Origin of the sequence: Litorivita pollutaquae (assembly GCF_003205515.1) — a bacterium.
Taxonomy (GTDB): Bacteria; Pseudomonadota; Alphaproteobacteria; order Rhodobacterales; family Rhodobacteraceae; genus Litorivita; species Litorivita pollutaquae.
The window spans coordinates 711401-737235 of record NZ_KZ826481.1; the positions used below are offsets into that span (position 1 = coordinate 711401).

Annotated in this window: 28 protein-coding genes and 1 tRNA gene; 16 read left to right on the forward strand and 13 right to left on the reverse strand. The window is 58.5% G+C overall.

The annotated features are described in order from the left end of the window. Positions 1 to 40 precede the first annotated feature (40 nt). From DI396_RS03450 to DI396_RS03475, 6 genes are all read right to left on the reverse strand, one after another. The gene (locus DI396_RS03450) at positions 41 to 745 is read right to left on the reverse strand and encodes an ABC transporter ATP-binding protein (protein ID WP_110794693.1); all 705 of its coding nucleotides are present in this window, start codon (positions 743 to 745) and stop codon (positions 41 to 43) included. Further along, on the reverse strand, positions 738 to 1535 hold the full coding sequence (locus DI396_RS03455) for an ABC transporter ATP-binding protein (protein WP_110794694.1): 798 nt from the start codon (positions 1533 to 1535) through the stop codon (positions 738 to 740). Before DI396_RS03455 ends, DI396_RS03450 begins: the two co-directional genes overlap by 8 nt. Continuing rightward, on the reverse strand, positions 1532 to 2473 hold the full coding sequence (locus DI396_RS03460) for a branched-chain amino acid ABC transporter permease (RefSeq protein ID WP_162617135.1): 942 nt from the start codon (positions 2471 to 2473) through the stop codon (positions 1532 to 1534). Before DI396_RS03460 ends, DI396_RS03455 begins: the two co-directional genes overlap by 4 nt. A gap of 64 nt (positions 2474 to 2537) precedes the next feature. After that, the gene (locus tag DI396_RS03465) at positions 2538 to 3416 is read right to left on the reverse strand and encodes a branched-chain amino acid ABC transporter permease (RefSeq protein WP_110794696.1); all 879 of its coding nucleotides are present in this window, start codon (positions 3414 to 3416) and stop codon (positions 2538 to 2540) included. A 34-nt stretch (positions 3417 to 3450) separates the two neighbouring features. Beyond that, a complete protein-coding gene (locus tag DI396_RS03470) occupies positions 3451 to 4707 on the reverse strand; it encodes an ABC transporter substrate-binding protein (RefSeq protein ID WP_110794697.1) in 1257 nt (418 codons plus the stop codon). 481 nt (positions 4708 to 5188) lie between these two features. After that, positions 5189 to 5467 (reverse strand): hypothetical protein, encoded by a 279-nt coding sequence (locus tag DI396_RS03475; protein WP_110794698.1) that lies wholly within the window; start codon positions 5465 to 5467, stop codon positions 5189 to 5191. A gap of 775 nt (positions 5468 to 6242) precedes the next feature. Between DI396_RS03475 and DI396_RS03485 the strand changes: the two genes are divergently transcribed. Together DI396_RS03485 and DI396_RS03490 are read left to right on the forward strand one after the other, a co-directional pair. Further along, the gene (locus DI396_RS03485; RefSeq protein WP_110794700.1) at positions 6243 to 6578 is read left to right on the forward strand and encodes a hypothetical protein; all 336 of its coding nucleotides are present in this window, start codon (positions 6243 to 6245) and stop codon (positions 6576 to 6578) included. Further along, positions 6575 to 7147 carry a DUF6680 family protein gene (locus DI396_RS03490; protein ID WP_110794701.1) on the forward strand — a complete coding sequence of 191 codons (573 nt, stop codon included), beginning with the start codon at positions 6575 to 6577 and terminating at the stop codon, positions 7145 to 7147. The genes DI396_RS03485 and DI396_RS03490 overlap by 4 nt, the downstream gene beginning before the upstream one ends. Before the next feature lie 126 nt (positions 7148 to 7273). On the opposite strand, the gene DI396_RS03495 is transcribed toward DI396_RS03490, so the two are convergent. Further along, positions 7274 to 7363, reverse strand: a tRNA-Ser gene (locus DI396_RS03495). Positions 7364 to 7672: 309 nt separating this feature from the next. Here DI396_RS03495 and DI396_RS03500 point away from each other — a divergent pair. From DI396_RS03500 to DI396_RS03530, 7 genes are all read left to right on the forward strand, one after another. Then, a complete protein-coding gene (locus tag DI396_RS03500) occupies positions 7673 to 8593 on the forward strand; it encodes an SPOR domain-containing protein (protein WP_235851725.1) in 921 nt (306 codons plus the stop codon). A gap of 234 nt (positions 8594 to 8827) precedes the next feature. After that, positions 8828 to 10021, forward strand: a complete 1194-nt coding sequence (locus tag DI396_RS03505; protein WP_110794889.1) for a D-alanyl-D-alanine carboxypeptidase family protein — start codon at positions 8828 to 8830, stop codon at positions 10019 to 10021. Between the two features lie 5 nt (positions 10022 to 10026). Further along, complete coding sequence (gene tmk / locus DI396_RS03510) at positions 10027 to 10677, forward strand: dTMP kinase (RefSeq protein ID WP_110794890.1); 651 nt, start codon at positions 10027 to 10029, stop codon at positions 10675 to 10677. After that, on the forward strand, positions 10674 to 11801 hold the full coding sequence (locus DI396_RS03515; RefSeq protein ID WP_110794703.1) for a DNA polymerase III subunit delta': 1128 nt from the start codon (positions 10674 to 10676) through the stop codon (positions 11799 to 11801). Before tmk ends, DI396_RS03515 begins: the two co-directional genes overlap by 4 nt. Positions 11802 to 11883: 82 nt before the next feature. Next, positions 11884 to 12690 carry a TatD family hydrolase gene (locus DI396_RS03520; RefSeq protein WP_110794704.1) on the forward strand — a complete coding sequence of 269 codons (807 nt, stop codon included), beginning with the start codon at positions 11884 to 11886 and terminating at the stop codon, positions 12688 to 12690. Continuing rightward, on the forward strand, positions 12690 to 13493 hold the full coding sequence (locus tag DI396_RS03525; protein WP_110794705.1) for an MBL fold metallo-hydrolase: 804 nt from the start codon (positions 12690 to 12692) through the stop codon (positions 13491 to 13493). Before DI396_RS03520 ends, DI396_RS03525 begins: the two co-directional genes overlap by 1 nt. Before the next feature lie 12 nt (positions 13494 to 13505). Further along, entirely contained in the window at positions 13506 to 14441 is a 936-nt protein-coding gene (locus DI396_RS03530) for an AEC family transporter (RefSeq protein WP_110794706.1), read from the forward strand. 205 nt (positions 14442 to 14646) lie between these two features. Here DI396_RS03530 and DI396_RS03535 read toward each other — a convergent pair whose 3' ends face one another. Further along, positions 14647 to 15225 carry a hypothetical protein gene (locus DI396_RS03535; protein ID WP_110794707.1) on the reverse strand — a complete coding sequence of 193 codons (579 nt, stop codon included), beginning with the start codon at positions 15223 to 15225 and terminating at the stop codon, positions 14647 to 14649. 145 nt (positions 15226 to 15370) lie between these two features. Then, the gene (gene aroQ / locus DI396_RS03540) at positions 15371 to 15823 is read right to left on the reverse strand and encodes a type II 3-dehydroquinate dehydratase (RefSeq protein WP_110794708.1); all 453 of its coding nucleotides are present in this window, start codon (positions 15821 to 15823) and stop codon (positions 15371 to 15373) included. 386 nt (positions 15824 to 16209) lie between these two features. On the opposite strand from aroQ, the gene DI396_RS03545 reads away from it, so the two are divergent. Further along, on the forward strand, positions 16210 to 16578 hold the full coding sequence (locus DI396_RS03545; RefSeq protein WP_110794709.1) for a hypothetical protein: 369 nt from the start codon (positions 16210 to 16212) through the stop codon (positions 16576 to 16578). Between the two features lie 265 nt (positions 16579 to 16843). Here DI396_RS03545 and DI396_RS03550 read toward each other — a convergent pair whose 3' ends face one another. Further along, positions 16844 to 18433, reverse strand: coding sequence for a bifunctional metallophosphatase/5'-nucleotidase (locus DI396_RS03550; RefSeq protein WP_235851726.1), 1590 nt, complete (start codon positions 18431 to 18433; stop codon positions 16844 to 16846). Between the two features lie 131 nt (positions 18434 to 18564). Here DI396_RS03550 and DI396_RS03555 point away from each other — a divergent pair, with 131 nt between their 5' ends. The 3 genes from DI396_RS03555 to arsC are packed head-to-tail and all read left to right on the forward strand — an operon-like array spanning position 18565 to position 20299. Continuing rightward, complete coding sequence (locus DI396_RS03555; RefSeq protein ID WP_110794710.1) at positions 18565 to 18903, forward strand: DUF952 domain-containing protein; 339 nt, start codon at positions 18565 to 18567, stop codon at positions 18901 to 18903. After that, positions 18900 to 19958 carry a quinone-dependent dihydroorotate dehydrogenase gene (locus DI396_RS03560; protein WP_110794711.1) on the forward strand — a complete coding sequence of 353 codons (1059 nt, stop codon included), beginning with the start codon at positions 18900 to 18902 and terminating at the stop codon, positions 19956 to 19958. Before DI396_RS03555 ends, DI396_RS03560 begins: the two co-directional genes overlap by 4 nt. Continuing rightward, positions 19955 to 20299 carry an arsenate reductase (glutaredoxin) gene (gene arsC / locus DI396_RS03565; protein WP_110794712.1) on the forward strand — a complete coding sequence of 115 codons (345 nt, stop codon included), beginning with the start codon at positions 19955 to 19957 and terminating at the stop codon, positions 20297 to 20299. The genes DI396_RS03560 and arsC overlap by 4 nt, the downstream gene beginning before the upstream one ends. Here arsC and DI396_RS03570 read toward each other — a convergent pair. The 3 genes from DI396_RS03570 to DI396_RS03580 form a co-directional block, all read right to left on the reverse strand. Further along, complete coding sequence (locus tag DI396_RS03570) at positions 20296 to 21669, reverse strand: MATE family efflux transporter (RefSeq protein WP_407936292.1); 1374 nt, start codon at positions 21667 to 21669, stop codon at positions 20296 to 20298. The two genes, arsC and DI396_RS03570, sit on opposite strands and share 4 nt — an antisense overlap. Before the next feature lie 121 nt (positions 21670 to 21790). Further along, positions 21791 to 22300, reverse strand: coding sequence for a PaaI family thioesterase (locus DI396_RS03575; RefSeq protein WP_110794713.1), 510 nt, complete (start codon positions 22298 to 22300; stop codon positions 21791 to 21793). Continuing rightward, on the reverse strand, positions 22297 to 22728 hold the full coding sequence (locus DI396_RS03580; protein ID WP_110794714.1) for a PaaI family thioesterase: 432 nt from the start codon (positions 22726 to 22728) through the stop codon (positions 22297 to 22299). Before DI396_RS03580 ends, DI396_RS03575 begins: the two co-directional genes overlap by 4 nt. Positions 22729 to 22877: 149 nt before the next feature. On the opposite strand from DI396_RS03580, the gene DI396_RS03585 reads away from it, so the two are divergent. From DI396_RS03585 to DI396_RS03595, 3 genes are all read left to right on the forward strand, one after another. Then, positions 22878 to 23267: a MerR family transcriptional regulator gene (locus DI396_RS03585; RefSeq protein WP_110794715.1), complete on the forward strand. Its 390-nt coding sequence runs from the start codon at positions 22878 to 22880 to the stop codon at positions 23265 to 23267. A 323-nt stretch (positions 23268 to 23590) separates the two neighbouring features. Beyond that, positions 23591 to 23992 carry a MerR family transcriptional regulator gene (locus DI396_RS03590; protein ID WP_110794716.1) on the forward strand — a complete coding sequence of 134 codons (402 nt, stop codon included), beginning with the start codon at positions 23591 to 23593 and terminating at the stop codon, positions 23990 to 23992. Between the two features lie 22 nt (positions 23993 to 24014). Beyond that, positions 24015 to 25790, forward strand: coding sequence for an acyl-CoA dehydrogenase C-terminal domain-containing protein (locus tag DI396_RS03595; RefSeq protein ID WP_110794717.1), 1776 nt, complete (start codon positions 24015 to 24017; stop codon positions 25788 to 25790). Positions 25791 to 25835: the final 45 nt, after the last annotated feature.

Here is a 25835-nt window from a genome sequence, read left to right on the forward strand (position 1 = left end):
AGTCGTTTTGATCCAAAATCAACGTGCTCGCATTTTGAGCCTAGTGATTGCCATCAACTCCCAGAGCACTTTGTGATAGTGATTCCAGCGCATTGACGTCCGTCGCGTCGATTTCGCTTGCGATCCGGCCTGAGCGCACAAGATAAAGCCTGTCGGCGACCTTTCGTGACATGGCGATGTTCTGCTCGATCAGCAGGATGGTCATGTCGAATTGCGCGCGCAATTTCTCCAGCGTCGCGTAAACCTCGTTGACCACCAGAGGCGCCAATCCGAGCGAGGGTTCGTCGAGAATCAACAGGCGCGGCCGACGCACGATGGCACGCGCCAGCGCGACCATTTGCTGTTCCCCTCCAGAAAGGTTCGACACGCGCTCGCTGTGGCGCGCGCGCAAGACCGGGAAGAGCTCCAGCACTTCATCGAGCCGATCCTTATGGCGTCCATCAAGGCCAAGGATGATGTTCTCGATGACGGTCAGCTCGGGCAACATACCTCGTCCCTCAAGGACCACCGCAATGTCGCCTTGACGAAAACGCTGATAGGCCGGCGTCGCAGTGATGTCGCGCCCATCGAGGCGAATTTGACCGCTGGATCGAACCAAGCCGCTGATCACCCGCACGATGGTCGTCTTTCCGGCACCATTCACCCCGACCAGCGCCACCAACTCGCCCGGATTCACCCTGAAGGTGACGCCAAACAACGCTTGGGACGCGCCGTACCACGCCTCTACATTTTCAAGTTCAATCATGATCAACTCCGAAATAAGCTTGCTGAACCTGCTGAAGGCCGAGGACCTCATCGGTTGCTCCGTGGGCAATCAGGCGGCCCGCATCTAGGACGTGGCTGACTGGGCAGAGCCGCCTGACAAGATCCACGTCGTGCTCCACCAGCACGGCCGTGATCTTGCCTGCGGATTGGATCTCAGCCAGGATTGACACGAGTTCGTGGCGCAGGTCCGGGTCCATGCCTGCCGCCGGCTCATCAAAGAGCGCGATCTTCGGCTCCGCAGCAAGCAGTCGGGCGATCTCCACCAGCCGGCGGGTCCCGAACGTCAAGTTGGAGATCGGTTCTTCCAAAACGTCGCCCAGCAGCAACCGCTCGGCGATTTCCATGCAGGCGTCGCGGTCTCTTTTTTCATCTGCCATATACTGCGGCAGTCTCAGGATTTGCGCACCCAGGCCCGAGGACAGGAAACGGTGACGGCCCAGCATGATATTGACGAAAACTGTTTCGCCCTCCAGCAGACGCGGCATTTGAAAGCCGCGTAATATGCCCCGCTCCACCCAATTTTGAGTGGACTGACCTGTCATATTTTCGTCGCCCAGATGGATGCTGCCGCCAGTCGGCACAAGGAAGCCGGAGAGGACATTGAGAAGGGTCGTCTTGCCCGCACCATTTGGTCCGATCAGCCCGTTCCAGACATTGGGCTTCAAAGACATCGTGACGTCGTTGAGCGCCATGAGGCCGCCGAAAGAAACCGACAGGTTTTCGAGGTTCAGTGTCACATCGCCTTTGAGAGGCATCTCGAGCGTCTTCATTGCTTATCCCCTCGTGATGTCCCCAGATGTCGCAAGGCCTGTTGTAATGCTGGAACAATGCCGACAGGCAAAACCAGAACGATCAGCACCAACAGAGCACCGCTCAAAATGGGATAAAGGTTCGAGACGCCGGCCATGCCGAATAGTTCGGGAACGAAGACCAGATAGGCGGCCCCCACCCAAGCCCCCAGCGGCGTTTTCACGCCACCAATGATCACCGCGACCAGCATGTTCAACGAGGCGAACATATCAAAGAAATTGGGAGAGATTGCACCAACATGTCCGGAAAACAGCCACCCCGCGACCCCGCTAAACAGAGCACCGATAACGAAGGCGATGTATCTTGTACGCGCCACCGAGACACCGCTGGATCTTGCTGCCAGCTCTGAATCGCGCGTCGCCGCCATTGCGCGGCCAAAGCTGGAATCGCGCAGCCTGAAGCAAAGCGCCGTAGCGAGGAGGCCAAGCGCGGCAAACAGAAAATAGGCGTTTATGGGGTCGCCAAAATCAATGCCCATGACCGACAAGGGTTCGGCATAAAGACCCTGCTCGCCACCGGTAACATCGGACCACCGCACGCTGGCCCAGTAGAACAGTTCTCCGAACGAAAGCGTGATCAAGGCGAAGCGAAGCCCCGAAATACGCAGTGCGAAAATGCCGACAAATGCGCCGGCCCCAAGGCAGATGGCAAATGCGATCGGCAGGGTCACAATACCCGGTAAGCCGTAATGGACGCCGCCGATCGCGGACACATAAGCGCCAATGCCGAAGAACGAGGCGTGCGCCAGCGACAATTGTCCGGTGAAGCCAAAGAGAATGACAAGACCCAGGCCGGCGATGGCGTAAACAGCGGTAACGCCAACAAGGTAGAGCCAGTAGGTCTCTAGGATGAACGGCAGGGCGAACACCAGAAGGCAGCCGCCCGTTACCCATGCCATGTGCCGTAGATTTTCTGGTCCGCCTCTGCCGTCCGAGCGCGCAACCGATTGCATATTAAACATTTTAGGGCCTCTGCTCCAAATCTTGTAGGTACTTGCTCGGCAAGACGCCAAGCACGACGATGATGAGAAGGAATACCGCCGGAATGCGCGCGTCTGCGCCAAGCCAGTAAACGACCCAACTTTCCAAGAGGCCGAGCCCCACAGCGATCGCCATTGGCCGCACAAAGCGGTCCAGTCCGCCGACTATTCCGGCAACGAATGCCTTCACCAGGAACGGTGTCATGTAAAAGGCATTGAGAGTGACCTTGCTGGCGATGAGGATGGCCGCGACACCCGCGATGGCGCCACCCGCCGCCCACACCAGCGCACGCACAGCCTGAACGTTGACGCCTGTCGTGCGGGCGATCTCGGGGCTGATGGCGACGGCACGGATACTCAACCCCAGACCTGTCTTATTCAGGACAAGGGCAAGCAGGCCCAGAACGACGGCCAACGTCAAGATGACGGTGAGGTCGTTGGCGTTGAAGTAGACGCCAAGGAAGGTGAACTCGATCTGGGCACCCAAACTGAAGAATTTGAAACTCTTCGGGCTCGCCACCAGCTCGACGATCGCGGTCAGGAACATCATCACGCCCAAAGTGGCGATAAGATCAAAACCGGACCCGATCTTGGTCACTCGACTGATGACAAGGATGTCGACGAGATAGCTGACCAACGCGGCGACGGCCAGGCCCAGCCCTAACGCCACTGCAATCGGCAAACCGAAGTGGGGAACCAGAAAGAAGGCGCACATGGCCGCCACCATGCCGATCTGCCCGTGGGCAAAGTTTACCACACGAGACACCCGATAGATCAGGAGTATGCCGATCAACACGAGACCATAAAGAGATCCGCTGACGAGACCCCCGATGGTCAATTGAAGCGCTGTATCCAAGGTCATAATTTATCCCATCCCAAGCCTGAGTTAACGTCAGTCATTGGACAGGTACGGGGGCTGAAACCTGAATAACCACGCCGTCGTCGATACGCGCAATCCCGACGGCATTGGTGCCTTGCCGATTGTCCGGACTGAAGGTTACGGGCGGAAGAACTCCGGTTTCGAAGCCTTGCATATGTTGCAGCGCCAACTCCAGACAGTCATGCGTAAGCGCCGGAGCGCCTTGCAGTGCTTCGATTGTCACCATGGCTTGCGCAAAGCCTACAGTATTCCACATCGACGGTGCTTTGCCGGTCACCGCCGTGAAGTCCTCGACGAAAGCGCGCACTTTGGGGTCATCGCTTGTCAAGGCCGCGACCTTGGTGGGAGTTGATATCCCCTCTGCTTCCTCGGGAAACGCACTGATAAAGGTCTCGTCTGTCGCGTCGGACTGGGTGGCGACCTTTGGGTTATAACCGATCTTCGCCATAGAGCCGATTGCCTGGCCGATGCCAGTGGGCTGGACGACCATAAAGACCCAATCCGCGCCGATCTCTTTCAACTCTTGAGCGATGGGCAGGTAGTCGGTTGTGGTGGCTTCGGTACGCAGCACATTGTCGATCTTCCTCCCGTGCCGTTCGAGAGCCGTCTCCATCCCTTTTAAGGCATCGTTGCCAATGTCGCCGGACTGCATGAGCAGCGCTATACTGGCATCAGAATCCGTGCGGGCCACGTAATCCGCAATCACGTTGAATTCGGAGACGAAGTTCGGCCAGATCATATAGACGTGCGGGTTTTTCATTGTGCCGACCTTGTCGGCCGCCGGCGCATACATCCCGATCGCCGGAATCTGATTTTTTTCGATGTAGGGCAGGACCGCAACAAAATTGGGCGTGCCGATCCCGCCGGAGATCGCGAAAATTTTCTCCCGTTCGACAAGACGCCGGACCTGTTGCTGTGCGTAGGCCGCGCTGTATTGGTCGTCCAGCGCCGAAAACTTAATCTTGCGGCCATTCACGCCACCGGCGGCGTTCACTTTGTCGAAAACATATTCTTGACCCTCGACTGCGCCAATCCCGGGCCCTGCGACCGGACCAGTCAAGGGCGTAAACGCACCCAATTTGATCGTATCGTCAGACACACCCGCCGCATCGGCGTCCATGTCGCATGTGGCGTTCGAGGGGATCGTAACGCTGGTGCCGTCAGGGATCTGCACGGAGGATTGCGCATTCGCTGCCGTAGCCCCAAGCGTGAAGCTGACACCGAGGGCGCCAGCCACTGCGGCGCTTTGAAGTAACATTGAACGGATTTTCATTTTTATGTCCCTAGTTTGGTTTCCATCAACGACCACCTATCCAACAAGTGGATAGGGTTCGCGCCATCCACATGATGAACGCGTTAGATCACATTTTTGATTGAGTGCGATTTCTTGCTTTAAGCTAGGTGCTTGCAGCGCGAAGAATCAAACAAAATTCAGGCTGACGACGTAAAATATGAAGAGCGCCGTACAAATTGGCGCATTTTCAGGCTCAATATATCCATATCATGGATATCAAAGCCGCTAGAGCACGGCTAGGTTGTTTTGATGGTATGGGGTAACATTTGAGGTTGATGCGACCACTTGAGATGTTCGGAACAATTCGAGGCCGTTAGGAAAGTACGGAGTGAACCGATGCGGTCGATGCTCCCACCCGGCGGTGTCAATGAGTGTTTAAAGTTGACCCGGTTCCCGCGTTTAACTGCCTAACTCAACCGCGTAGTTGCACATGCGAACGACAATTGTCTCGGTGATGTGATTAGAGGTATGCCTCCCCACCGTTACCTGGAACGTCTTGATCGTGCACTTTTCCGTCGGAATTGAGCCAAACCATGGCGAACTCCAAATAGCCCCACTGGGCAATACTCTGTTGCGTAATGTGTCGAAGTTCGTGCGCAAGTGTATTGTAATTTCCTGCGGCAATCTCGGAAACTGCATCTCTGGACAAGCTGATCCCACCTAGTGCAATAGCGAGCGAATTATCCGTCATCGTCAGAATGCCGCCCCTGCGGATTGTGACATCGTTGATGTCGGGCATGCCAGACTTGTTTGTCGCGGCGCTCCGAGGGCCATTCGTATCTCCCAGACTCTGAGCACCCCAACTTTTTTAGTTCCGGGCAGCACACCGTCCCGCACGTTTGTCGGATCATACCGAACCCAAAAACATGATGCGAGCAGAAGACATCATGGCCCCCGCCACTAAGGCGCTTTCGAACGCATTTCCAAAGCGCGCGCCCATCAAGCGATGAAGTAGTGCCCGCCGAGAGGCCGTCGGCCACGACCTCAAGGAAGTAGTTCCCGATCGCGCTGACCACCGCATCACCTGGGATCATGGGGAGCCACCTGCCAACTGCGCCGCCCATCGCGCCGAACGCGTCGCCGACAGGGCGCCTGTCCAAACATTATCGTCACCAGAGGGCAAAGCCCCAATCCAGCGCCCATAGCCCATGGCCCATGGCCCATGGCCCATGGCGGGCCTGCAGCACCGCTTGTGGCACCGCAAGCGCAAGCCAAGCTAGACGGCGTTTGGCTTTCAGGAGCCCGCGATTTCCGACCCAATGAGGGGCTTTCCGGCCTGTCAGGTGGTGTGTCTGCGCCAAACGGCTGTTGCTGCGGGCGTTCACGCCGAGGCTGACCGCTTGATTGCGGGCATCCCCCAAGCCTGTTTCTAACGATCTTCTGAAGGGCCAATTTGGAAGCACACCGCCGTCCCTTCGGGGGCGGCCTTTTTCATTGCCCCTGATCACAAGTCCTTGATTGTTTCTTGGTTTGTTCTCACAATATATTGAGTGTTTCGAGTTAAGGAAAACGATATGCAAGGATTCTACGCCCTTTACTACACAGGGGTTTCCGGCTTCGGCCACGCCGTATTAATAATTAATGACGGTATCGTAACAGGCGCAGACGCCACGGGCGGCGTATATGATGGAAGGTACACTGTCGGAGACGGTGGCGAATTTGAAATAGAAGTAACTTTGACAGTTCCGGCAGGGGCAACGCTCGTAACGGGTCAAACGCTTACGGATGAATTTTCTAAGACAATTTCGGCAAAACTTCGCGCTGGATTCGCAGATGGTCAACCCGTCCCAGTTCAAACCCCTATGGGGCCAGTGAACGCGATCTTTAAAAAAGTGCGGGGTATGGCATGATTGACGGAGTAACCATCTTAGGCGTCGCGACGGCTGGTGCGGCAATTATCGGTCCAGCCGTCGCAGTTTGGATTACAAGAATGTCTGATGATAGGAAAGAAGTCCGCGCGCGTCGGATGGATATTTTTCGGACTCTGATGCGGACAAGAAAGATGCCGATTCATTTCGATCACGTTGGCGCTCTAAACTTGATCGAAATTGAATTTGCCAAAGACGCAAATGTCATAGCAGCATGGAAAAACTATCTGAAAAACCTTGGCAAACGACTGCCCCCCGACGCAAGCAAAGACGACGAAACTATATTCAGCAAGGCTAGAGAGACCTTGCTTACTAAGTTGATTCACGAAATCTCAAAGGTCTTGAAGTTCAAGGTCGAACAACTTGATATTCTTGAAGGTAACTACATTCCTCAGGGCTGGAATGACGACGATTGGGAGCAAAAGCTTGTTCGCAAGGCACTTATTGATGTTCTAGGAGGGCATCGTCCGCTTCTCATCAAACCTCATGCACCAAACCAAAACAACGGCCCATATCCGCCGGCACCCGAAGTCCCTAAGGCTAACGAGTAAAGCAATTTTTCCGCACGGCTAACACATAGAACATTATGGGCACCCTGAAACCATCGTGTGAAATCCGTCACCAGATCGGCAATAGAAACCCCCAATGGGAAGTTTTTCAACAATTTCAATACCATATGGCGGAGAGACAGGGATTCGAACCCTGGGAACGCTCACACGCTCAACGGTTTTCAAGACCGCCGCATTCGACCACTCTGCCACCTCTCCGATGGGGGCTTTGCTACTAAGGAACGCGGGGCGGGTAAAGATGAAATTGCACCGACCTTCAAACAGCAACCTCTGCCGCGCCTGTGGCGCGATTGCCGCGTATCAACGGTTTTACGGCAAAATCCGCCGAGGCTGCGGCGCGGACTTTTCATGTGCCTTTCAAACCGCTAAACTGCGCGCGACAGCGGTGTTGCATAGGCATCACCGAACAAAAATAACGCGCCGCAAAATCAATGGCGCAAGAGCAGGCAGGCGCGCCAAGGACATGATCCGAACCGCGCGGAAAAGTGGTAGGCGAGGGGCAGACCTATGAAATCGCAAAGAAAATCCATGTCGCGTGCGCGGCGATTGACAGGCATATCTATATTGGCTGGCAGCATGATGTTGCTCTCGGCCTGTGACGAAAATGGCCAGTTTTCGTTGAAAAATCCCGCTTCCGGCACGGGCGAGGCAGGGCAGGCAAACGCCCCCTCAAAGTCGGTAAAGCTGATCGAGCGTGATATCGAGGCGCCCGATGTCTTCCAGGTCACCGAAGCCGGGCTTTGGGACGGGCGTCCGTCGCTGGGCGGCGTTTGGGTCGCGCACCCCGATGTCAAAGACCCCGAACGGGTGATCATCCGCAACACCGCCAATGGCAAATTCGTCATCGGGGCCTTGTTCCGCCGCGAACGTGCAAACCCCGGGCCACGTCTGCAGGTCTCGTCTGATGCGGCTGCCGCCTTGGGCATGTTGGCCGGGGCGCCGAACCAATTGAACGTCACCGCATTGCGCCGCGAGGAAGTCCCAAGCACGCCCGAAACCACAGAGGCCGAACCGCTCAACGATCCTGCCACCGTCGAGGCAAGCACTCTGGACCCCGTGACCGCCAGCGCAGGCGCGGCAATTGCCAAGGCCGAAGCGACGCCTGCCGTCACGTCCAGTGGCGCGATCAAACCGCCCGTAAAACCTGCGGCCGCACCGGCGCCGAAACCCGTGACCAAAACCGCCGGATCGGCGCTTGCCAAACCCTATTTACAGATCGGGATTTTCTCGGTCGAGCAGAATGCCAAAAACACCGCCACCGCCATGCGCCAAGCCGGCATGGTCCCCACGGTGAAAAAGCAAAGCACATCCGGCAAGACATTCTGGCGCGTGCTGGTCGGGCCTGCAACCTCCAAGGGAGAGCGCGCCGCCTTGCTCAAGAAGATTAAAGCCAACGGGTTTGCCGATGCCTATGCGGTGACCAACTGATCCCTCTTCGTGGCTCTCTGCCTCTGCGATCCTGATCTGCTTATGGCAAAGACAGGCGCGCGGCGGCAGGGTTCCGCGCGCCGCACGTCATGGCGGTTTGCCCTCTTGCAGCGGGGCGCAGAAGATTGCACTTTTGGCACAGGGTCTGGCCAATAGGGCCGCCTCCCCTGCTGATCCATTGACCAAAGAGCACCAACCACCATGCACCGCCTTTCGTTTCGCCCCACCCTGTCCATGATCCGCCTCCAGATTGCGGGCCTTGCGGCGCTGCTGCTTCTGGCGCTACCGGCAAGCGGGTTTGAAACCCGCGCCAGTTCGGCCTTTATTCTCGATCAGACCACGGGCACAGTCTTGCTGGCGAAAAACGCAGATGAACCTTTGCCGCCGGCGTCGATGTCCAAACTGATGACCCTTTTGATGGCCTTTGAGGCGATCCGCGACGGGCGTTTGGATTTGACCGAACGTTTGCCGGTGTCGGAACATGCGATGAGCTATGGCGGTTCAACGATGTTTTTGGACACCACCGATCGCGTGACGGTCGAAGATCTGTTGCGCGGCATTATCGTTTTGTCGGGCAATGACGCCTGCGCCGTGATTGCCGAAGCGCTATCGCCGGATGGCACCGAGGCCGGGTTTGCCCGCGCCATGACCAAACGCGCCACGGCGCTCGGCATGACCAATTCGACCTTTGTCAATTCCAACGGTTGGCCCGCCGCCGGGCACCGCATGTCGATGCGCGATCTGGCGTTGCTGGCCAATCACCTGATCACTGATTTCCCGCAATTCTATCCGCTGTTTGCCGAAACACGGTTTGAATTCGACGGGCGCGCGCCACAAAATGTGCGCAACCGCAACCCGCTTTTGGCGCTTGGGATCGGGGCGGATGGCCTCAAAACCGGCCACACCAGCGAGGCCGGATATGGTTTGGTCGGCTCAGCAAAACAAGGTGACCGGCGAGTGATTTTCGTGGTATCGGGGCTTAGCTCCGAGCGCGCCCGCGCCGAAGAGGCCGAAGCCATTGTCAATTGGGCCTTTCGCCAGTTTTCAGAGCGCGACATCATCGCATCTGGCACGGTGATCGCGCGCGCTGATGTGTTTATGGGGGCCGCCGGCGATGTCGGATTGACCCCCGCAACCGATGTCCGCGCCTTGATGCCGGTGTTGGCCGCAGGCGCGCTACAGGGTGAAGTGGTGTTCCAAAGCCCCGTCGTTGCCCCGATCAAACAAGGCACCCCCTTGGGCGAATTGATCGTCACCCGTGACACATTGCCGGAAATCCGCATCCCTCTGGTCGCAGATGCCGATGTCGCCAAGGGCGGGTTCGCCGAGCGGCTCAAAACTGCGGCACAGCATGTCCTGAGCCGGTTGAATGACGGCCCTGCCCCGGCGCCGGCACCCGCTGCGGCCCCTGCGGAGGCCGCCTCTTGAGCGACATACAAACGGCGGCGACGACCGGCCGGTTTATTTCCTTTGAGGGGATCGACGGATCGGGCAAGTCCACGCAGGCGCGAATGCTGGCCGAAACCCTGCGCAGCGAAGGTCATGAGGTGGTTTTGACCCGAGAGCCGGGCGGATCCCCGGGGGCCGAGGACATTCGCAAATTGGTGCTCGAAGGCGATCCCGACCGCTGGTCTGCCCATAGCGAGATATTGCTGTTCACCGCCGCGCGCCGCGACCATTTGGAACGCACCATCCTGCCTGCGCTCGCCGAAGGGAAAGTGGTGATCTGCGACCGGTTCGCCGATAGCACACGGATGTATCAAGGGCTGTCGCGCGGCGACCTGCGCGCTTTGGTGGATGAATTGCACCGGTTGATGATCGGGCGCGAACCGGATCTGACGATCCTGATCGACATGGACCCCGCCAAGGGGCTGAGCCGGGCCTTGGGGCGCGGCGGCAGCGAAGAGCGGTTCGAGGAGTTTGGCGAGGCGCTCCAAGTAAAGATGCGGGCCGGGTTTTTGGCCTTGGCCGATGAATACGCGGACCGTTTCACCACAATAAACGGCGCGCGCAGCATCGATGCTGTAGCGCAAGACGTGCGCGCCATCGCCTTGGCACATCTGACCGGGGTAAAGGCCTCATGAGCGAAGACACACCTCCAGAGCCGGACCGGCTCGACGGTGCTCCGCACCCGCGCGAAACGGCGCGCCTGATTGGGCAAAGCCGCGCCGAAGCCGAGTTTCTGGACGCATATAACGCGGGCCGTTTGCACCACGCCTGGTTGATCACTGGCCCGCGCGGCACTGGCAAAGCCACGCTGGCATGGCAATTGGCGCGTTTTTTGCTGGCCACCCCGCCTACCGATGGCGGCCCTTCTCTATTTGGCGATGCCCCTACCCCGCCCGATACGCTCACGATTGATCCCGATCATCCCGTGGCGCGCCGCATCACAGCGAAATCCGAACCGGGTCTGTTTCACATCACCCGATCGCCGCACCCGCAAACCGGCAAGATGCGTGATCAAATCACCGTGGATGACGTGCGCGCTTTGGGGCATTTCTTGCAACTCTCTGCGCCTGACGGCGGGCGCCGCGTGGTGATCGTCGATGCGGTGGACGAGATGAACGTGCAAGCCTCGAACGCGCTGCTGAAAATGCTCGAAGAGCCGCCCGCGCGCACGACGCTTTTGCTGATCGCGCATCAACCCGCGCGGCTTTTACCGACCATTCGCTCGCGCTGCCGCGAATTGCGACTGACCGCGCTCTCCCCGACCGACATGGCCGAGGCGCTCGTCCTTGCCGGAGTGGATATTGAGGGCGACACCGCCGCCTTGGCCGAACTTGCGGGCGGATCGGTGGGCGAGGCGATCCGCCTGTCTCAAGGCGGGGGATTGTCGCTTTACGCTGATTTGGTCGGAATGTTTGCGACCTTCCCCGCCGGCGACCGCGGGCGGATGCTGCGGCTGGCCGATGGCGTTTCCGCCCGGACCGCAGTGCCGCGACTGGATCTGATGCTTTGGCAGGTGGATCTGATCATGGCGCGTTTGGCGCGCACCGGCGCATTGGGCGCACCACCCTCCGTCGAGGGATCCAGCGGCGAGGCCACGATGCTACTGCGGCTTTCGCCAGACCCGCAGCGCGCGCGCCATTGGGCGCAGGCCGCCGAAGAAATCGGTGCACGGGTCCGGCACGGGCGGGCGGTCAACCTTGACCCCGCCGCGCTCATCCTAGATATGTTTATCAAGATCCAGCAGACCGCTGCCACCTGATCCTTGGCGCATTTATTCCGGCCCGATCCGGCCGCTCTGCGCCGCAACCTGACCATGCCGCTCCCGCGCGCGAAAGACATTCATGACCACTGCCATTGCCATCACCGACAGCCATTGCCACCTTGATTTCTCCGATTTCGACGGCGAACGCGATGCGCTCATCGCCCGCGCCCGCGCGGCCGGTGTGACCCGAATGGTGACGATCTGCACCAAGCTGGACAATCTGCGGCAAGTGCAAGAGATCGCCGAAACCTATCCAGAGGTATTTTTTGCCGCCGGCACCCATCCGATGAGCGCCGCCGAGGTGCCCTTGGTCAGCGTTGCGGAGCTGGTGGCGCTGGCCGAGCACCCGAAATTCGTCGGCATCGGCGAAACCGGTTTGGATTACCATTACACCGCCGAAAGCGCCGATATCCAAAAGCAAAGCCTGCGCATCCATATCGAGGCCGCGCAGATCACCGGATTGCCCTTGATTATTCACGCGCGCAGTGCCGACGATGATATGGCGCGCATTTTGCGCGAAGCCTATGAAGCCGCGCCCTATTCTTGCGTCATGCATTGCTTTTCCTCCAGCCCCGAACTGGCGAAAGCGGCGCTTGATCTGGGCTTTTACCTCTCGATGTCCGGCATCGCGACATTCCCCAAAAGCCAAGAGGTCCGCGATATTTTCGCATCCGCGCCGATTGACCGGATATTGGTCGAAACCGATGCGCCCTACCTTGCGCCGCCGCCCCACCGCGGGCGCCGCAACGAACCCTCCTATGTCGCTCTGACCGCACAAAAAGGCGCCGAGGTCTTCGGCATGGATTACGCCGATTTTGCCGCCGCAACGCAGGCCAATTTCGACCGGCTGTTTGCCAAGGCGGCTGCATATGAGGGGCGTGATTGATGGCAGAGTTACGGTTTACCATATTAGGCTGCGGCTCGTCGGGGGGGGTGCCGCGTCTGGGCGGGCATTGGGGCGAGTGTGATCCCGAGAACCCTAAAAACCGCCGGCGGCGCTGCGCCTTACTGATCGAACGCGACGGGCCCGAGGGCACGACATCGGTGCTCATCGACACCGGTCCCGACCTGCGCGACCAACTTTTAAATGCCGGGGTCGGGCGCCTTGATGCCGTGGTCTATACCCATGGCCATGCCGATCATGTGCACGGCATTGATGATCTGCGTATGATCGTGTTCAACATGCGCAAACGGCTTAGGGTCTGGGCCGATGGCGATACGCAAAACGATCTCTTCTCGCGCTTTGGTTATGCGTTCATTCAACCGGACGACAGCCCCTACCCGCCGATTTTGGACATGCACACGATCAAGGGCGACATCACCGTCGAGGGACGCGGCGGTCCGGTGATCCTGACCCCGTTCAAAGTCGGTCACGGGGCGATTGATGCCTTGGGTTTCCGGATTGGCGATCTCGCCTATTTGCCTGATGTGGCCGAGATCTATGACGATGCCTGGCCGGTATTGCAGGGGTTGGACTGTTGGATCGTCGACGCGCTGCGCCGCACGCCGCATCCGACGCATTCGCATCTCGCACAAAGCCTTGAGTGGATTGAAAAAATCGCCCCAAAACGCGCAGTGCTGACCAATATGCACATTGATCTGGATTATGCGGCCGTCGAAGCAGAGACCCCCGATCACATCACCCCAGCCTATGACGGGATGGTCATCCGATACGACATTCCCGATTGACGGGGTAGGCGCATGCAAGAGCTTCTCAATGTCATCCTGCCGGTTTTCTTGGTCATTGGCTTTGGCTATGTCGCTGTATACAAAAAATATTTCACCGACGCCCATGTCCAAGGCTTGATGAAATACACTCAGAACTTCGCCATTCCCTGCCTGCTTTTTTCGGCCATTTCGACGCTGGATCTGGGGCAGAGTTTTCACTGGCGACTTTTGCTGAGCTTTTATTCTGGCGCGAGTTTAGGATTTTTCACCGGCCTGTTGGGCGCGCATTATATCTTTGGCCGTGATTGGGAAGAAAGCGTTGCGGTGGGGTTCGTCGGTCTGTTTTCCAACTCGCTGATGTTGGGTTTGCCGATCACGGAACGGGCATTCGGCAGCGATGCGCTCACTGCAAATTACGCGATTATCTCGGTGCATTCGCCTTTTTGCTATGCGCTCGGCATCACCGCGATGGAGATCGCCCGCGCCCATGCCAATGGCACGCCCGCGCGGGCTTTGGTCCCGAATGTGCTCAAGGCGATGTTCCGCAATGCATTGATATTGGGAATTTTGATGGGGTTTGCTGTGAACCTGTCGGGCGTGACACTACCGGTGCCGGTCACGGATGCGGTTGGGCTCATGGTCCAATCCGCCTTGCCCGCCGCGCTCTTCGGTCTTGGCGGGGTATTGGTGCAATACCGCCCCGAGGGCGATATAAAGGTCATTGCCTATGCCGTTTGCATCTCGTTGATGGTGCATCCGGCGGTCGTCTGGGGGATGAGCCATTGGCTCGCGTTAGAGCGGTCCGAGCTGCGCTCGGCGGTATTGACCTCTGCAGTCGCGCCGGGGATCAATTCCTATGTCTTTGCGAATATGTACGGCAAAGGGCGGCGTGTCGCGGCCTCGGCGGTGTTGATCGGTACGGTGGTCTGCCTCATAACGGTTTGGCTGTGGTTGATGGTTTTGCCCTAACGCGCGGCGCCGGCGGTTTCACAGCGTTCAGGCCGGCGGCGTGACGGCCTCCAAACCGTCTTTGTACAACGCCGATCCGCCCCATCACGGCAAACACACGCAAGGTGCGACCAACGAGATGCGCCGGCACCTGCGGGACAGCCAATTCACAGATAGCGATCACATCAACGCGGCCGTCCACCTTCACGGGGTCGCCCGCACCGCTTCATAAAATCCTATTGCGCGCCGTGGTGCATTCTTCGCCCCGATCGCCGATGCATGCGGTGCCTTCGCCATTACAAACCGGATCATGATCCCGAATACTCCAAGCGACGGCCGGACCATCATCGCGATAGAGAGTGTCGCCCGCACCGCCGTAGGGGTAGTCGCCCCCTTCACAGCCCTGCAGAACGTCATCGCGAGTGCCAACCAAAAGCACATCATTGCCGAGCCCGCCGTGCGCATCCTCATTGCACGCAAGACCGAAAACCGGATCGGCATCCCCCTCCCCGCACAGAAGATCATAGGGCGCGCCACCACAGGTGCCGTCATCGACGCCACCGGTCCAAACGGCCCCATTGCCCATGTTTTCGTACAGCGGATCATCGTGAATCTCGGGGATGCTCCCGACATCATCAATCATATTATCGCCGGCCTTGGCGCTGATATCGCCGTCGGGGCCTTGTATTGTGCCACCGGCGCCAAAAAGGATCGTGTCATTACACGGCGCGCCGTCGACGCCCTTCTGTCTGGCGAAGGCCGCAAAAGAACCGTCGTCATATCCTTGAAGAACATAGATTGTCATACTGCACCCCGCCGTCCACTGATTGCGGCGCCACCCTGCCGCAACGGGGAGTGTGCTTCCAAACGTTCAAGGCATGATTAAATCGCGCCTGCGAGCACCAGTATTCTAGATCAGGTTTTAAGCAAAAGGCGGGTTCAGGCGCGGTTTACCCGCAAAGCAACGATCCCATTCGCCGCATCGCAAGCCCGTATCCTTCGATGCCGAACCCCGCAATCACCCCATCGGCGCGCAGCGATACATAGGAATGATGGCGAAAGGCTTCGCGTTTATGAACATTAGAGATATGCACCTCCAACACCGGGCCCTCGAATGCGTTGAGCGCATCGAAGATGGCCACTGAGGTATGGGTATAGGCCGCCGGATTGATGATAATCCCAACCGCCGCCTCCCGCGCCTCATGGATCCAATCGATCAATTGCCCCTCATGGTTGGATTGCAGCAACGTACAATCAAGCCCGAAGGTTGCGGCAATCTCGTGACAGCTCGATTGCACATCGCCCAAAGTGTCGTAGCCGTAAATTTCCGGCTGGCGCTGTCCCAGAAGGTTAAGATTCGGCCCATTGAGAATGTAGATATTTCGGGGGGCGGTCTGGCTCATCGGGGTGATCTTTCACTGGACTTGGGCGGCATGCCGCACGGGTGTTGGAGTGATAATGCACTGCGGCACGCGCAAATCGCAAGCACCGCGTGCGCCGCGCCCACGTCCAGCCCGCCTTCGCGGTGCAATGTGTCCGCAAGACCACGTTAACCGGACCGGCGGCGCGCAAGGGCCGTGCGAATCCCGACGTGGCGCCTGCCACACCCTGCGCCCCCGGCTGCCGGTTTTCCATATGGCACGAAACAATCGGTCGCGCTTCATCGCACTGTCCACAATGCTTTGGTTAATCAACACTTTACGCGCCATATTTCCGCCCGATTTCTACGATACGAGTTGATCATACGAATACATGGGCGGGGGCCGCATGGAACACGAGGAGCATTCAGATGCTGCGTAAATTTATGGCACTCTCCACCGTTGCTGCTGTTGCAATGGCGACTCCGGCCTTGGCCAATGATGAAAAAGATTACGACCCGAGCGAAGAGACCGTCACTCAAACGGTTCTGATGACCGGCGAGGGATTCTTCCCAGAAGTCACCTATGCCAAACCCGGATATTCGTTGGTCTTCCACAATGACAGCGAGGGATCAATTGTCATCAAGGCGGCTGACGGATCGTGGGAAACCGATGACATCCCCGCGTCGGGAAGCGCAACGGTAAAGCTGGCGTCGGACATGAACCAGCAATTCGTCGTTGACGGAAGCGAAACCGTTGCCGGTGCATTCAGCTTCTTGCCAGCGCCTACCCGCGACTGATCAGGTTTTCCAGCCCCTTCCGGCGTCCCGGTAACAAATACCCCGTGTGTCCCCCCTCGCCCTTTGCGGCGAGGGGAAGCGCGTGTTCGCGGGCTTCGGGCTATTCCGCTTTCATGAAGCACGATATGGAGCCCATCAGCATCGCACGCGCCCCATCTCTCTCGGCATGTCACCGCCGCAAATCACCGCCGCAAAAACGCCGCCCCGATCCGGAGCGGCGTTTTGCATTTCAGATGAGCCGATCAATACGCTGTAGCAGTGCAGCTTATTTTGCGCTGATCCGTCCGTCGAGATAGGGCGTGAATGGACCCTTGGCGGCAAGAAACTCCGCCGTGACATCGGCCAGGTCAGGACCGAAATCATAGACGTTCATCGCATCCGTGGCGAACATCTTATATCCATCACCACCACCGCGCACATAATTGTTGGTCACAACGCCGTAAACCTTGGCCGGATCAAGCGGCACCATGGCACCGTCTTCCATGACCATCACGTCGCTGATCCGGCTGCCGGCTGCGGCCGTCACATCATATTTGAAGCTCAGGCCCGCAACCTGCGGAAAGCGGCCTGCACCATCTTCGTATTGGCTGACCCCGTTTTCCAAGGCGGCCAGAATGGTTTCGCCGTGGGTCTGGAAGGTCGACAGCGTGTTCTGGAATGGCAAAACCGTCAGAACCTCGCCCATGGTCACCGGACCCGCGTCGATTGAGGCGCGCAAACCGCCGCCGTTCTGGATCGCGATCGAGATACCTTGCTCTTTCACGCGATCAAGCATCGCATCGGCAACAAGGTTGCCCATGGCGCATTCGCCGGCGCGGCAATTTCCCTTGTCCCCGTCGATGGCTTCGACGGTTTCTGCCACGATCTTATTCCGGATCTCATCAAGAGGTTTGGCCAACTCCGCGATCCGTGCTTTGGCCGCCGCATCTTCGGCAACACCGGCGTCCATGATCAACGGTTCACCGTTGGCCTCGACAATCTCGCCAGCGTCATTAAACGTGACATTCAGTTCGCCCAAAAATTTTCCGTAGGCATAGGCCGAAACAATGGCCGTGCTGCCCACCATGGTCGGATATGGCCCTTCGGCGCGATCCGAAGTGTTCGACAAAAACGTGTTGGTATGCCCGCCTACGATGACGTCCACACCGGTGGTTTCGGCGGCAACGCGTTTATCAACGCCATATCCGGAGTGCGACAGAACGATGATCTTGTTCACGCCCTCGGCGGTCATTTTATCAACCTCGCTTTGCACCGCGCCCACCGGGTCGGTGAAGATAATATTGTCGCCAGGGCTGGCCAATTCGTCGGTGTCATGTGGCGTCAAACCGATAAAGCCAAGCTTTTCGCCGCCGCGTTCCAAAATCGTGGATTTCGCCAACTTGCCCGCAAGTGCTGGCTCGCCCGACACATCCGCGTTAGACATCAAAACCGGAAATTCGACCGCATCCATGAAACCGGCCAAGACTTCGGGGCCATCGTCGAATTCATGATTGCCCACGGTCATCGCGTCATAGCCCAGCTTATTCATAAACTCGGCGGCCATTTTACCTTTGTAATAGGTGTAAAACAGCGTGCCCTGGAATTGGTCGCCGCCATCCACCAGAACCGTGTTGTTTGACCGCGCGCGCGCGTCGGCCACGGCGGAAATCAACCGCGCGGTGCCGCCAAAGCATTTGCCCTCGCCATTGTCTTCGGACGAACACGCGGAATCATATTTGCTGATCGGCTCAAAACGTGCGTGAAAATCATTGGTGTGCAAAATCGTCAGCGTGTAATCGGCCGCCGCCGCACCTGCCGTGATCGCCAAAGCGCCCGCGCCGCCCAGAAGCCGCAATTTCAAACGAGACATATCCATGGAAAATCCCCCATATTGGATTGTTATGCACAGATGCTGCACGCACCTGAAGCCGCTGTCAAAGGGCAATGCCAGGGGGCGCGGGCTTTCGCCCACTTGACCGCCGGTCATGTGCAAGGCATTTGAGCAGTATGCAGATTTACAAGATATTCCGCGCCGACGAATGGGCGCAGCTTCAGGCCAAGGGCGAAACCTTTGGCGCGCCGATCGACGTGGCCGACGGCTATGTGCATTTTTCCACTGCCGCGCAGGCGGCCGAAACGGCAGCGAAACATTTCGCCGGCGAAGAGGGTTTGATGCTATTGGCGCTCGACAGCGACGAATTGGCAGCAGACCTCAAATGGGAGATCTCGCGCGGCGGGGCCAAATTCCCGCATCTTTACCGAATGCTGCGGATGGCGGATATACTTTGGGCGCGGCCCCTGCCTTTGATCGACGGGGCACATGAATTTCCGGAAGATATGCAATGAAGATGATTGAACGCGCCGGCCTCGCGGCCCTTATGCGAATTGACCCAGAGCGCGCCCACGGGCTTGCGCTGCAAGCCTTGCGAATGGGGCTTGCCCCGCTCGCGGGCGAAGTCACATCGTCGCGGTTGCAAACCACAGTGGCGGGGTTGGATCTGCCCAATCCGGTCGGGCTGGCTGCCGGGTTCGATAAAAATGCCGAAGCGCTCGGCCCGCTGACGCGTGCAGGGTTCGGGTTCATCGAGGTGGGGGCCGCCACCCCGCGCCCGCAAGGCGGCAACCCCAAACCGCGCCTCTTTCGCCTCAAGGACGACCGCGCGGTGATCAACCGGTTCGGGTTTAACAATGACGGGATGGAGGTCATCGCCCGCCGTTTGGGGGCCCGCCCGAAACGCGGCGTCATTGGCCTCAACCTTGGCGCCAACAAAGACAGCAGCGACCGCGCCGAGGACTTCGCGCGTGTTCTGTCGCGCTGCGGCGCGCATCTGGATTTCGCCACGGTCAATGTCTCGTCGCCCAACACCGAAAAGCTGCGCGATTTGCAAGGTGCGGCGGCGCTTTCGGCGCTTTTGGACGGGGTGATGGAGGCGCGGCAATGGCTGCCCAAACCGATCCCCGTGTTCCTCAAAATTGCGCCGGATTTGAACATTGATGAATTGGCTGAAATTGCCGAGGTGGCTTTGGCGTCCGGCCTGTCGGGGATCATCGCGACCAATACGACGCTATCGCGCGACGGGCTGACCTCGGCGCATAAAGACGAAAAGGGCGGCTTGTCTGGCGCACCCCTGTTTGAGAAATCCACCCGCGTTTTGGCACAATTGTCGAAACTGACCGAAGGCAAAATCCCCCTCATTGGCGTCGGCGGCATCAGCAACGCCAATGAGGCCTACGCAAAACTCCGCGCCGGCGCGAGCGCGGTGCAGCTCTACTCCGCATTGGTCTACGGCGGGTTGAGTTTGGCCGCAGAGATCGCGCGCGGTTTGGATGGGTTGCTTGAAAAAGACGGGTTTTCGTCGGTCGCAGAGGCCGTGGGCACCGACCGCGAGGCTTGGCTATGAGCGTTATTTACTGGCACAATCCGCGCTGTTCGAAATCCCGCGCGGGGTTGGCGTTTTTCACTGAACGCGGCGTGACGGTGACCGAGCGGCGCTATCTGGACGATGCGCCCAGCGCGGCAGAACTGCGTGCAGTATTGGCGATGCTCGACCTGCCTGCAATCGATATGATGCGGCGCGGCGAGACCCTGTTCAAAAAACTGGGCCTGAACCGCGAGAGCGATGAGGCGACATTGATCGCCGCCATGGCCGCGCATCCGATCTTGATCGAACGCCCCATTGCGATCAAAGGAAATGCGGCTGTGATCGGCCGCCCGACCGAAGCCTTTGAAACGCTGCTCTAAGCGTCAGCTTCGGCCTCCAGAGCCGGATATTTCAAACCCAAGGTAATCCCGCGGGCAATGAACGAGATCAGCAAACTGATCCAAAGGCCATGATTGCCGAGCGTCGGCACCAAGACCAAGACCGAAATCACGTAGATGACAAAGCTGATCGCCATCATGTTGCGCATGTCGCGGCTGCGGGTGGCCCCGATGAAAATCCCGTCCAAAATCCAACTTGCCGCGCCCACCAACGGCGCGAGGATCATATAGATCAGGTAGATGCGCGCCTCTGCGCGCACCGGTTCGGATGTGGTCATCACATCAATCAACGCCCCGCCGAAGATCAAAAACACCAAGGCCAGGACCGCCCCCGTCGCCCATCCCCACAGGCCGCAAAGCCAAGCGCTGCGCCGCAATCGGCCACGGTCACCCGCGCCCAAGGCTTGGCCGACCAGAGCCTCAACCGCAAACGCGAACCCATCAAGGCCATATGCCGTGATCATTAAAAACTGCATCAATACTTGGTTTGCGGCCAAGGGCACGTCGCCAAAATCCGCGCCGAGAAAGATGAAGGAAGTAAAAATCGCCTGAAGCAACAGCGAGCGCATCATAATATCGGCATTCACCACCGCCATATTGCGCAGCTTCACGCGGTCGAACACCCGCGCCCAATCGCGCCATGCCGGCACGCGGAACGCCGCACGGCACAGGTAAATCCCCATGGCCAGCCCGCTCCATTCGGCCAAAAATGTCGCAAAAGCCACGCCCTGAACGCCCCACCCAAGGCCGAGCACAAACAGCAAATCCAACCCGATGTTCAGCCCGTTCATCCACAGTTGGATCACCAAGACCCCGCGCGTGCGCTCTTGGGCGATCATCCATCCGGTCACGCCATATAGTGCAATCGCGGCAGGCGCTGACAGCACACGGATGCGCATGTAAGCGCGGGCAAGGGTTTCGACCTCGGGGGTGGCAGGGGACAACCCGAAGGCAGCGTAGAACAACAAAACCTGTAGCGCGATAATGACCGCGCCGGCCAACGCCGCAATCATCAATGCGCGGGTGAGCAAGGCGGCGACCTCGCCGCCGTCCCCCGCCCCCAACGCCCGCGCGGTCAATCCCGTGGTGCCCATGCGCAAGAACCCGAACAGCCAATAGAGCGACGTCAGGATGATCGCGCCCAACCCCACGGCACCGATCGGCGCCGCCAATCCCATTTGCCCGACAACGCCGGTATCGACCGCGCCAAGGATCGGCACCGTGGCGTTGGACAAAACGATCGGAATTGCAATGTGCAGGATGCGGCGATGCGTGACCTTTTGCGGTGCGGACGCCACGTTGCCGTTTTGTGCGGTCATATCGGGCGCGTGTTTTGGCATATGGCTGGACATGGGGAAGGCCACCGGCGCAGGCACTGAAAAATGCGCCCCGTCTTTCGAGCCGCGCCCCGCACCGCATAAACCGGAACTGCGGCCATCATTGCGGCCCCCAGTGCAGTTCCTGCGGCATCACTCACACCTCGCGGTCGGGCATCAGGAAATGCCCGGTGGCCTGGGCGTATTTGCGGTCGCGGTTGTCCTGCCACGCTTCAACATGAACCGAGGCATAGCGGCGGCCCGAGCGATTGATCACCGCGCGGGCATAGGCATCGCGCGGTAGCCCAGAACGCAGGTAATCAACGGTGAAATCAATGGTTTTCGGCAGCCGCGGCAACTGTCCCTCGACCAAGGACTGCGCATCAAAACGCCCATCCTCGATCTCGTCCCAAAACATGACCCAACTGAAGCTGATGATCGCGGTGACCTCAAGAAACGCCGCCGTCACCCCGCCATGAAGGGCGGGCAAAAACGGGTTTCCGATAAGTTTGTCATCATAACCCAGAACGGCGGTCAACTCATCGCCGCGCCGTTCGAATTCAATACCCAGCCACTTGATGTAGGGCACACCTTGCACCAGAGCGGTGAGCGCGGCATCGCGCCGCTGCTTGACGATTTGGACGGGCTCGGGGGGCGTTCCGGTCATACTCCGCGTCTCCCTTCAACTGTAAAGGCTCCGGTGGCCGTGGCCACGGGAAGGGTCGTATCCTCATCCGTGGTGATGGCCCGCACAAAAGCGACGGAGCGGGTGATGTGATAACAATGTGCTGTCGTGGTGAGCGTTTGCCCCGGCGTCGCGGCGCGCATGTAGTCAATGCGCAAATCAATCGTCGCCGTGCCGCCCGGGCTGGAGGGATGGCACATCACCGCCGCGCCGCAACAGGTGTCCATCAATGCCGAAACTGCGCCACCATGAATGACGCCGGTTTGCGGATCGCCGATAAAATCGGAATTATAGGGCAATGCCATCACCGCCTTACCCTCGCCGATTTCGGACACGGTCATACCAAGCGCGTTCGCGTGTGGAATATTGGCCACAAATTGTGCCGCCATTTTCGTGTGCTTGTCTGTCATCGCGGCGTTTGCCCTGCTTTAGATGAAATTGCCAACCAATAAGAACGGCATTTGCGCCCTGTGGCAAGAGGAGCATTTGCCTCTGCTACAAGAGGAGCGGTTGCACCCCCCGAAACTTCCACATAACTTTGACGCGAGGGAGATACGACATGTCTGAGATACGGCTTTCGTTCAAAGAAATGTGTGCGAAGTTCGACGTAACGCCGCGCACGCTTCGCTATTACGAGTATATCGAGCTTTTGCAGCCAGAGCGCGACGGCCGCTCACGGTATTACGGGCCCCGCGAATGTGCCCGCATGGTGTTAATCCTGCGGGGCCGCAAGTTCGGGTTTTCGCTGGAGGGCATCCGTCAATGGCTCCAGATCTATGACCAAGAAGGCACCGAGGCGCAAATGCGCCAATGGGTCGAAAACGCGACGCGGCAACTCGGCGAGTTGGAGGACCAGCGGGCGCAACTCGACGAGGCGATCAGTGAATTGCGCAAATCGCGCGACGACACCGCCGCTGCGCTTGAAAAACCCGAAACCCATTCTGCCTAGCCTGCGCGCGATCAATGTGACGCGAGATGCCGCAGGCGGCACGAATCACTTCTATGGTGCCCTCAAAACGCGGGTGTCTGCCCTACACTATGGGATAGGGAGACATCATCTTCAGGGTCTGGAATACCTTACCCTGTCTCTGCGTGCGGTTTTTTCCCCGCGAAACGTTGTTACCCGTGACCTAGGGTTACCTTGGCTGTTCTTACGTCACCCTCAAAGTGACGTGGCGTATAACTTACGTCAACCTCATGAAACGTTGTATCGACGGTTCAGGAAGTTCATTTGACCAGCCTAGCCCGGCAATCACGCCATGTGAGGATAAAATGAACGATCAAACGATGACCATCCGCGAGATGTGCGATGCCTTTGAGGTGACCCCGCGCACCTTGCGGTTTTACGAAGCGAAGGAGCTTCTGTTCCCCATTCGTGAGGGGCAAAAGCGCCTGTTCACCCGCCGCGACCGCGCGCGGCTCAAGTTGATCTTAAAGGGCAAACGCTTTGGCTTTAGCCTCGAAGAGATCCGTCAGCTTCTCGACCTATATGAGGTCGGAGATCAGCAGTTAACGCAGCTGACGAAAACCTATGAGGTGGCACAAACCCGCCTCGCCGACCTGATGAAGCAACGCGATGAGCTCAACACCGCCATCGACGAGCTTCAGGAACAAATGAAATGGGGTGAGAACATGCTCACCTCGCTGCGCCAGCCGAAGAGGGCGGCGGAGTAATACCCTAGGGAGAGAGATCGAAATGCCCAGCTATACCGCCCCGATCAAAGACATGCAGTTCATTTTGCATGATGTGCTCAAAGCCTCAGAGGCAAATATCCCCGGATATAACGAGCTTGAGCCGGATTTCACCGGCGCGGTATTGGAGGAAGCAGGCAAGATCTCTTCCGAAGTTCTGACCCCGTTGAATGTGGTGGGCGACAAAGAGGGCTGCCGTTTTGAAAATGGTGAGGTCTATACGCCCACCGGTTTCAAAGCCGCCTTTGAGAAACTCAAGGAAGGCGGTTGGACCGGCCTTGACTGCGCCCCCGAATATGGCGGTCAGGGCATGGCCTATGTGCTGGCCCTCGCGGTTGGCGAAATGATGCAATCGGCGAACCAAGCCTTCATGATGTATCCGGGCCTGACCCACGGGGCATATTCCGCGATCCACGCCCACGGGTCGGACGACCAGAAGGCTAAATTCCTGCCCAAAATGGTGTCCTGCGAATGGACCGGCACGATGAACCTGACCGAACCGCATTGCGGCACGGATCTGGGCCTGATGCGCACCAAGGCCGAACCGCAAGATGGCGGATCTTATGCGATCACCGGCCAGAAGATTTTCATCTCGGCGGGCGATCACGACATGTCCGAGAACATCATCCACCTTGTGTTGGCGAAAATCCCGGGCGGCCCCGATGGTATCAAAGGCGTGTCCCTCTTTATCGTGCCGAAATTTATCGTCGAGGACGACGGCAGCCTTGGCGCGCGCAACGGCGTGTCGGTCGGATCGATCGAAGAGAAAATGGGCATCCACGGCAACGCGACCTGCGTGCTCAATTATGACGGCGCCACCGGATATCTGGTTGGTGAAGCACATAAAGGCATGCGCGCGATGTTCACCATGATGAACGAGGCCCGCATCGGTGTCGGCATGCAAGGGTTGAGCCAAGCCGAAGCCGCCTACCAAAACGCGGTGACCTATGCCAAGGACCGTTTGCAAGGCCGCGCGGTCACCGGCGCAGAATTCCCTGACAAACCCGCCGATCCGTTGATCGTGCATCCCGACATTCGTCGTTCCTTGATGGATCAGAAAAGCTTTTGCGAGGGCGCGCGGATGCTGTGCCTTTGGGGTGCAAACCTGATCGACCGGTCGCACCGCACCGAAGACAATGCGGCGCTGGGTCTGATTTCGCTGCTGACACCGGTGATCAAAGGCTTCCTCACCGATGAGGGCTACGACATGACCGTGCAGGCGCAACAAATCTATGGCGGCCATGGTTATATCGAAGAATGGGGCATGTCCCAGTTCACCCGCGATGCCCGTATCGCAATGATCTACGAAGGCGCCAACGGCGTGCAGGCGCTTGACCTTGTGGGTCGTAAATTGGCGGCGGATGGTGGCAAACCGATGATGGCCTTCATCGAATTGGTCAAAACCTTCTGCAAGGACAACGCCGACGACGAGGCAATGGCACCGTTCATCGGGCCACTCAAAGAAGCATCCAAAGCGCTTCAGGCCGCCGTGATGTATTTCATGCAAAACGGCATGAAAAACCCCAATCACGCGCTCGCCGGCTCGTCGGATTTCATGCATCTGTTTGGACATGTCACGCTGGGTCTGATGTGGGGCTACATGGGCAAAGCCGCCAATGATGCGCTCAAGGGCGATCCGGCCGACAAAGCATTCTACGAGACCAAACTGGCGACGGGCCGCTACTATATGGCGCGCCGTTTGCCCGCCGTGGCCACGCATTTGGCGCGCATCCAGTCGGGTGCAGATACGGTCATGGCACTGGACGCAGAAAGCTTCTGAGCGCGCAAACGATTGCGCCGCAAGGCCGCATCAGGGGAGCCGGAA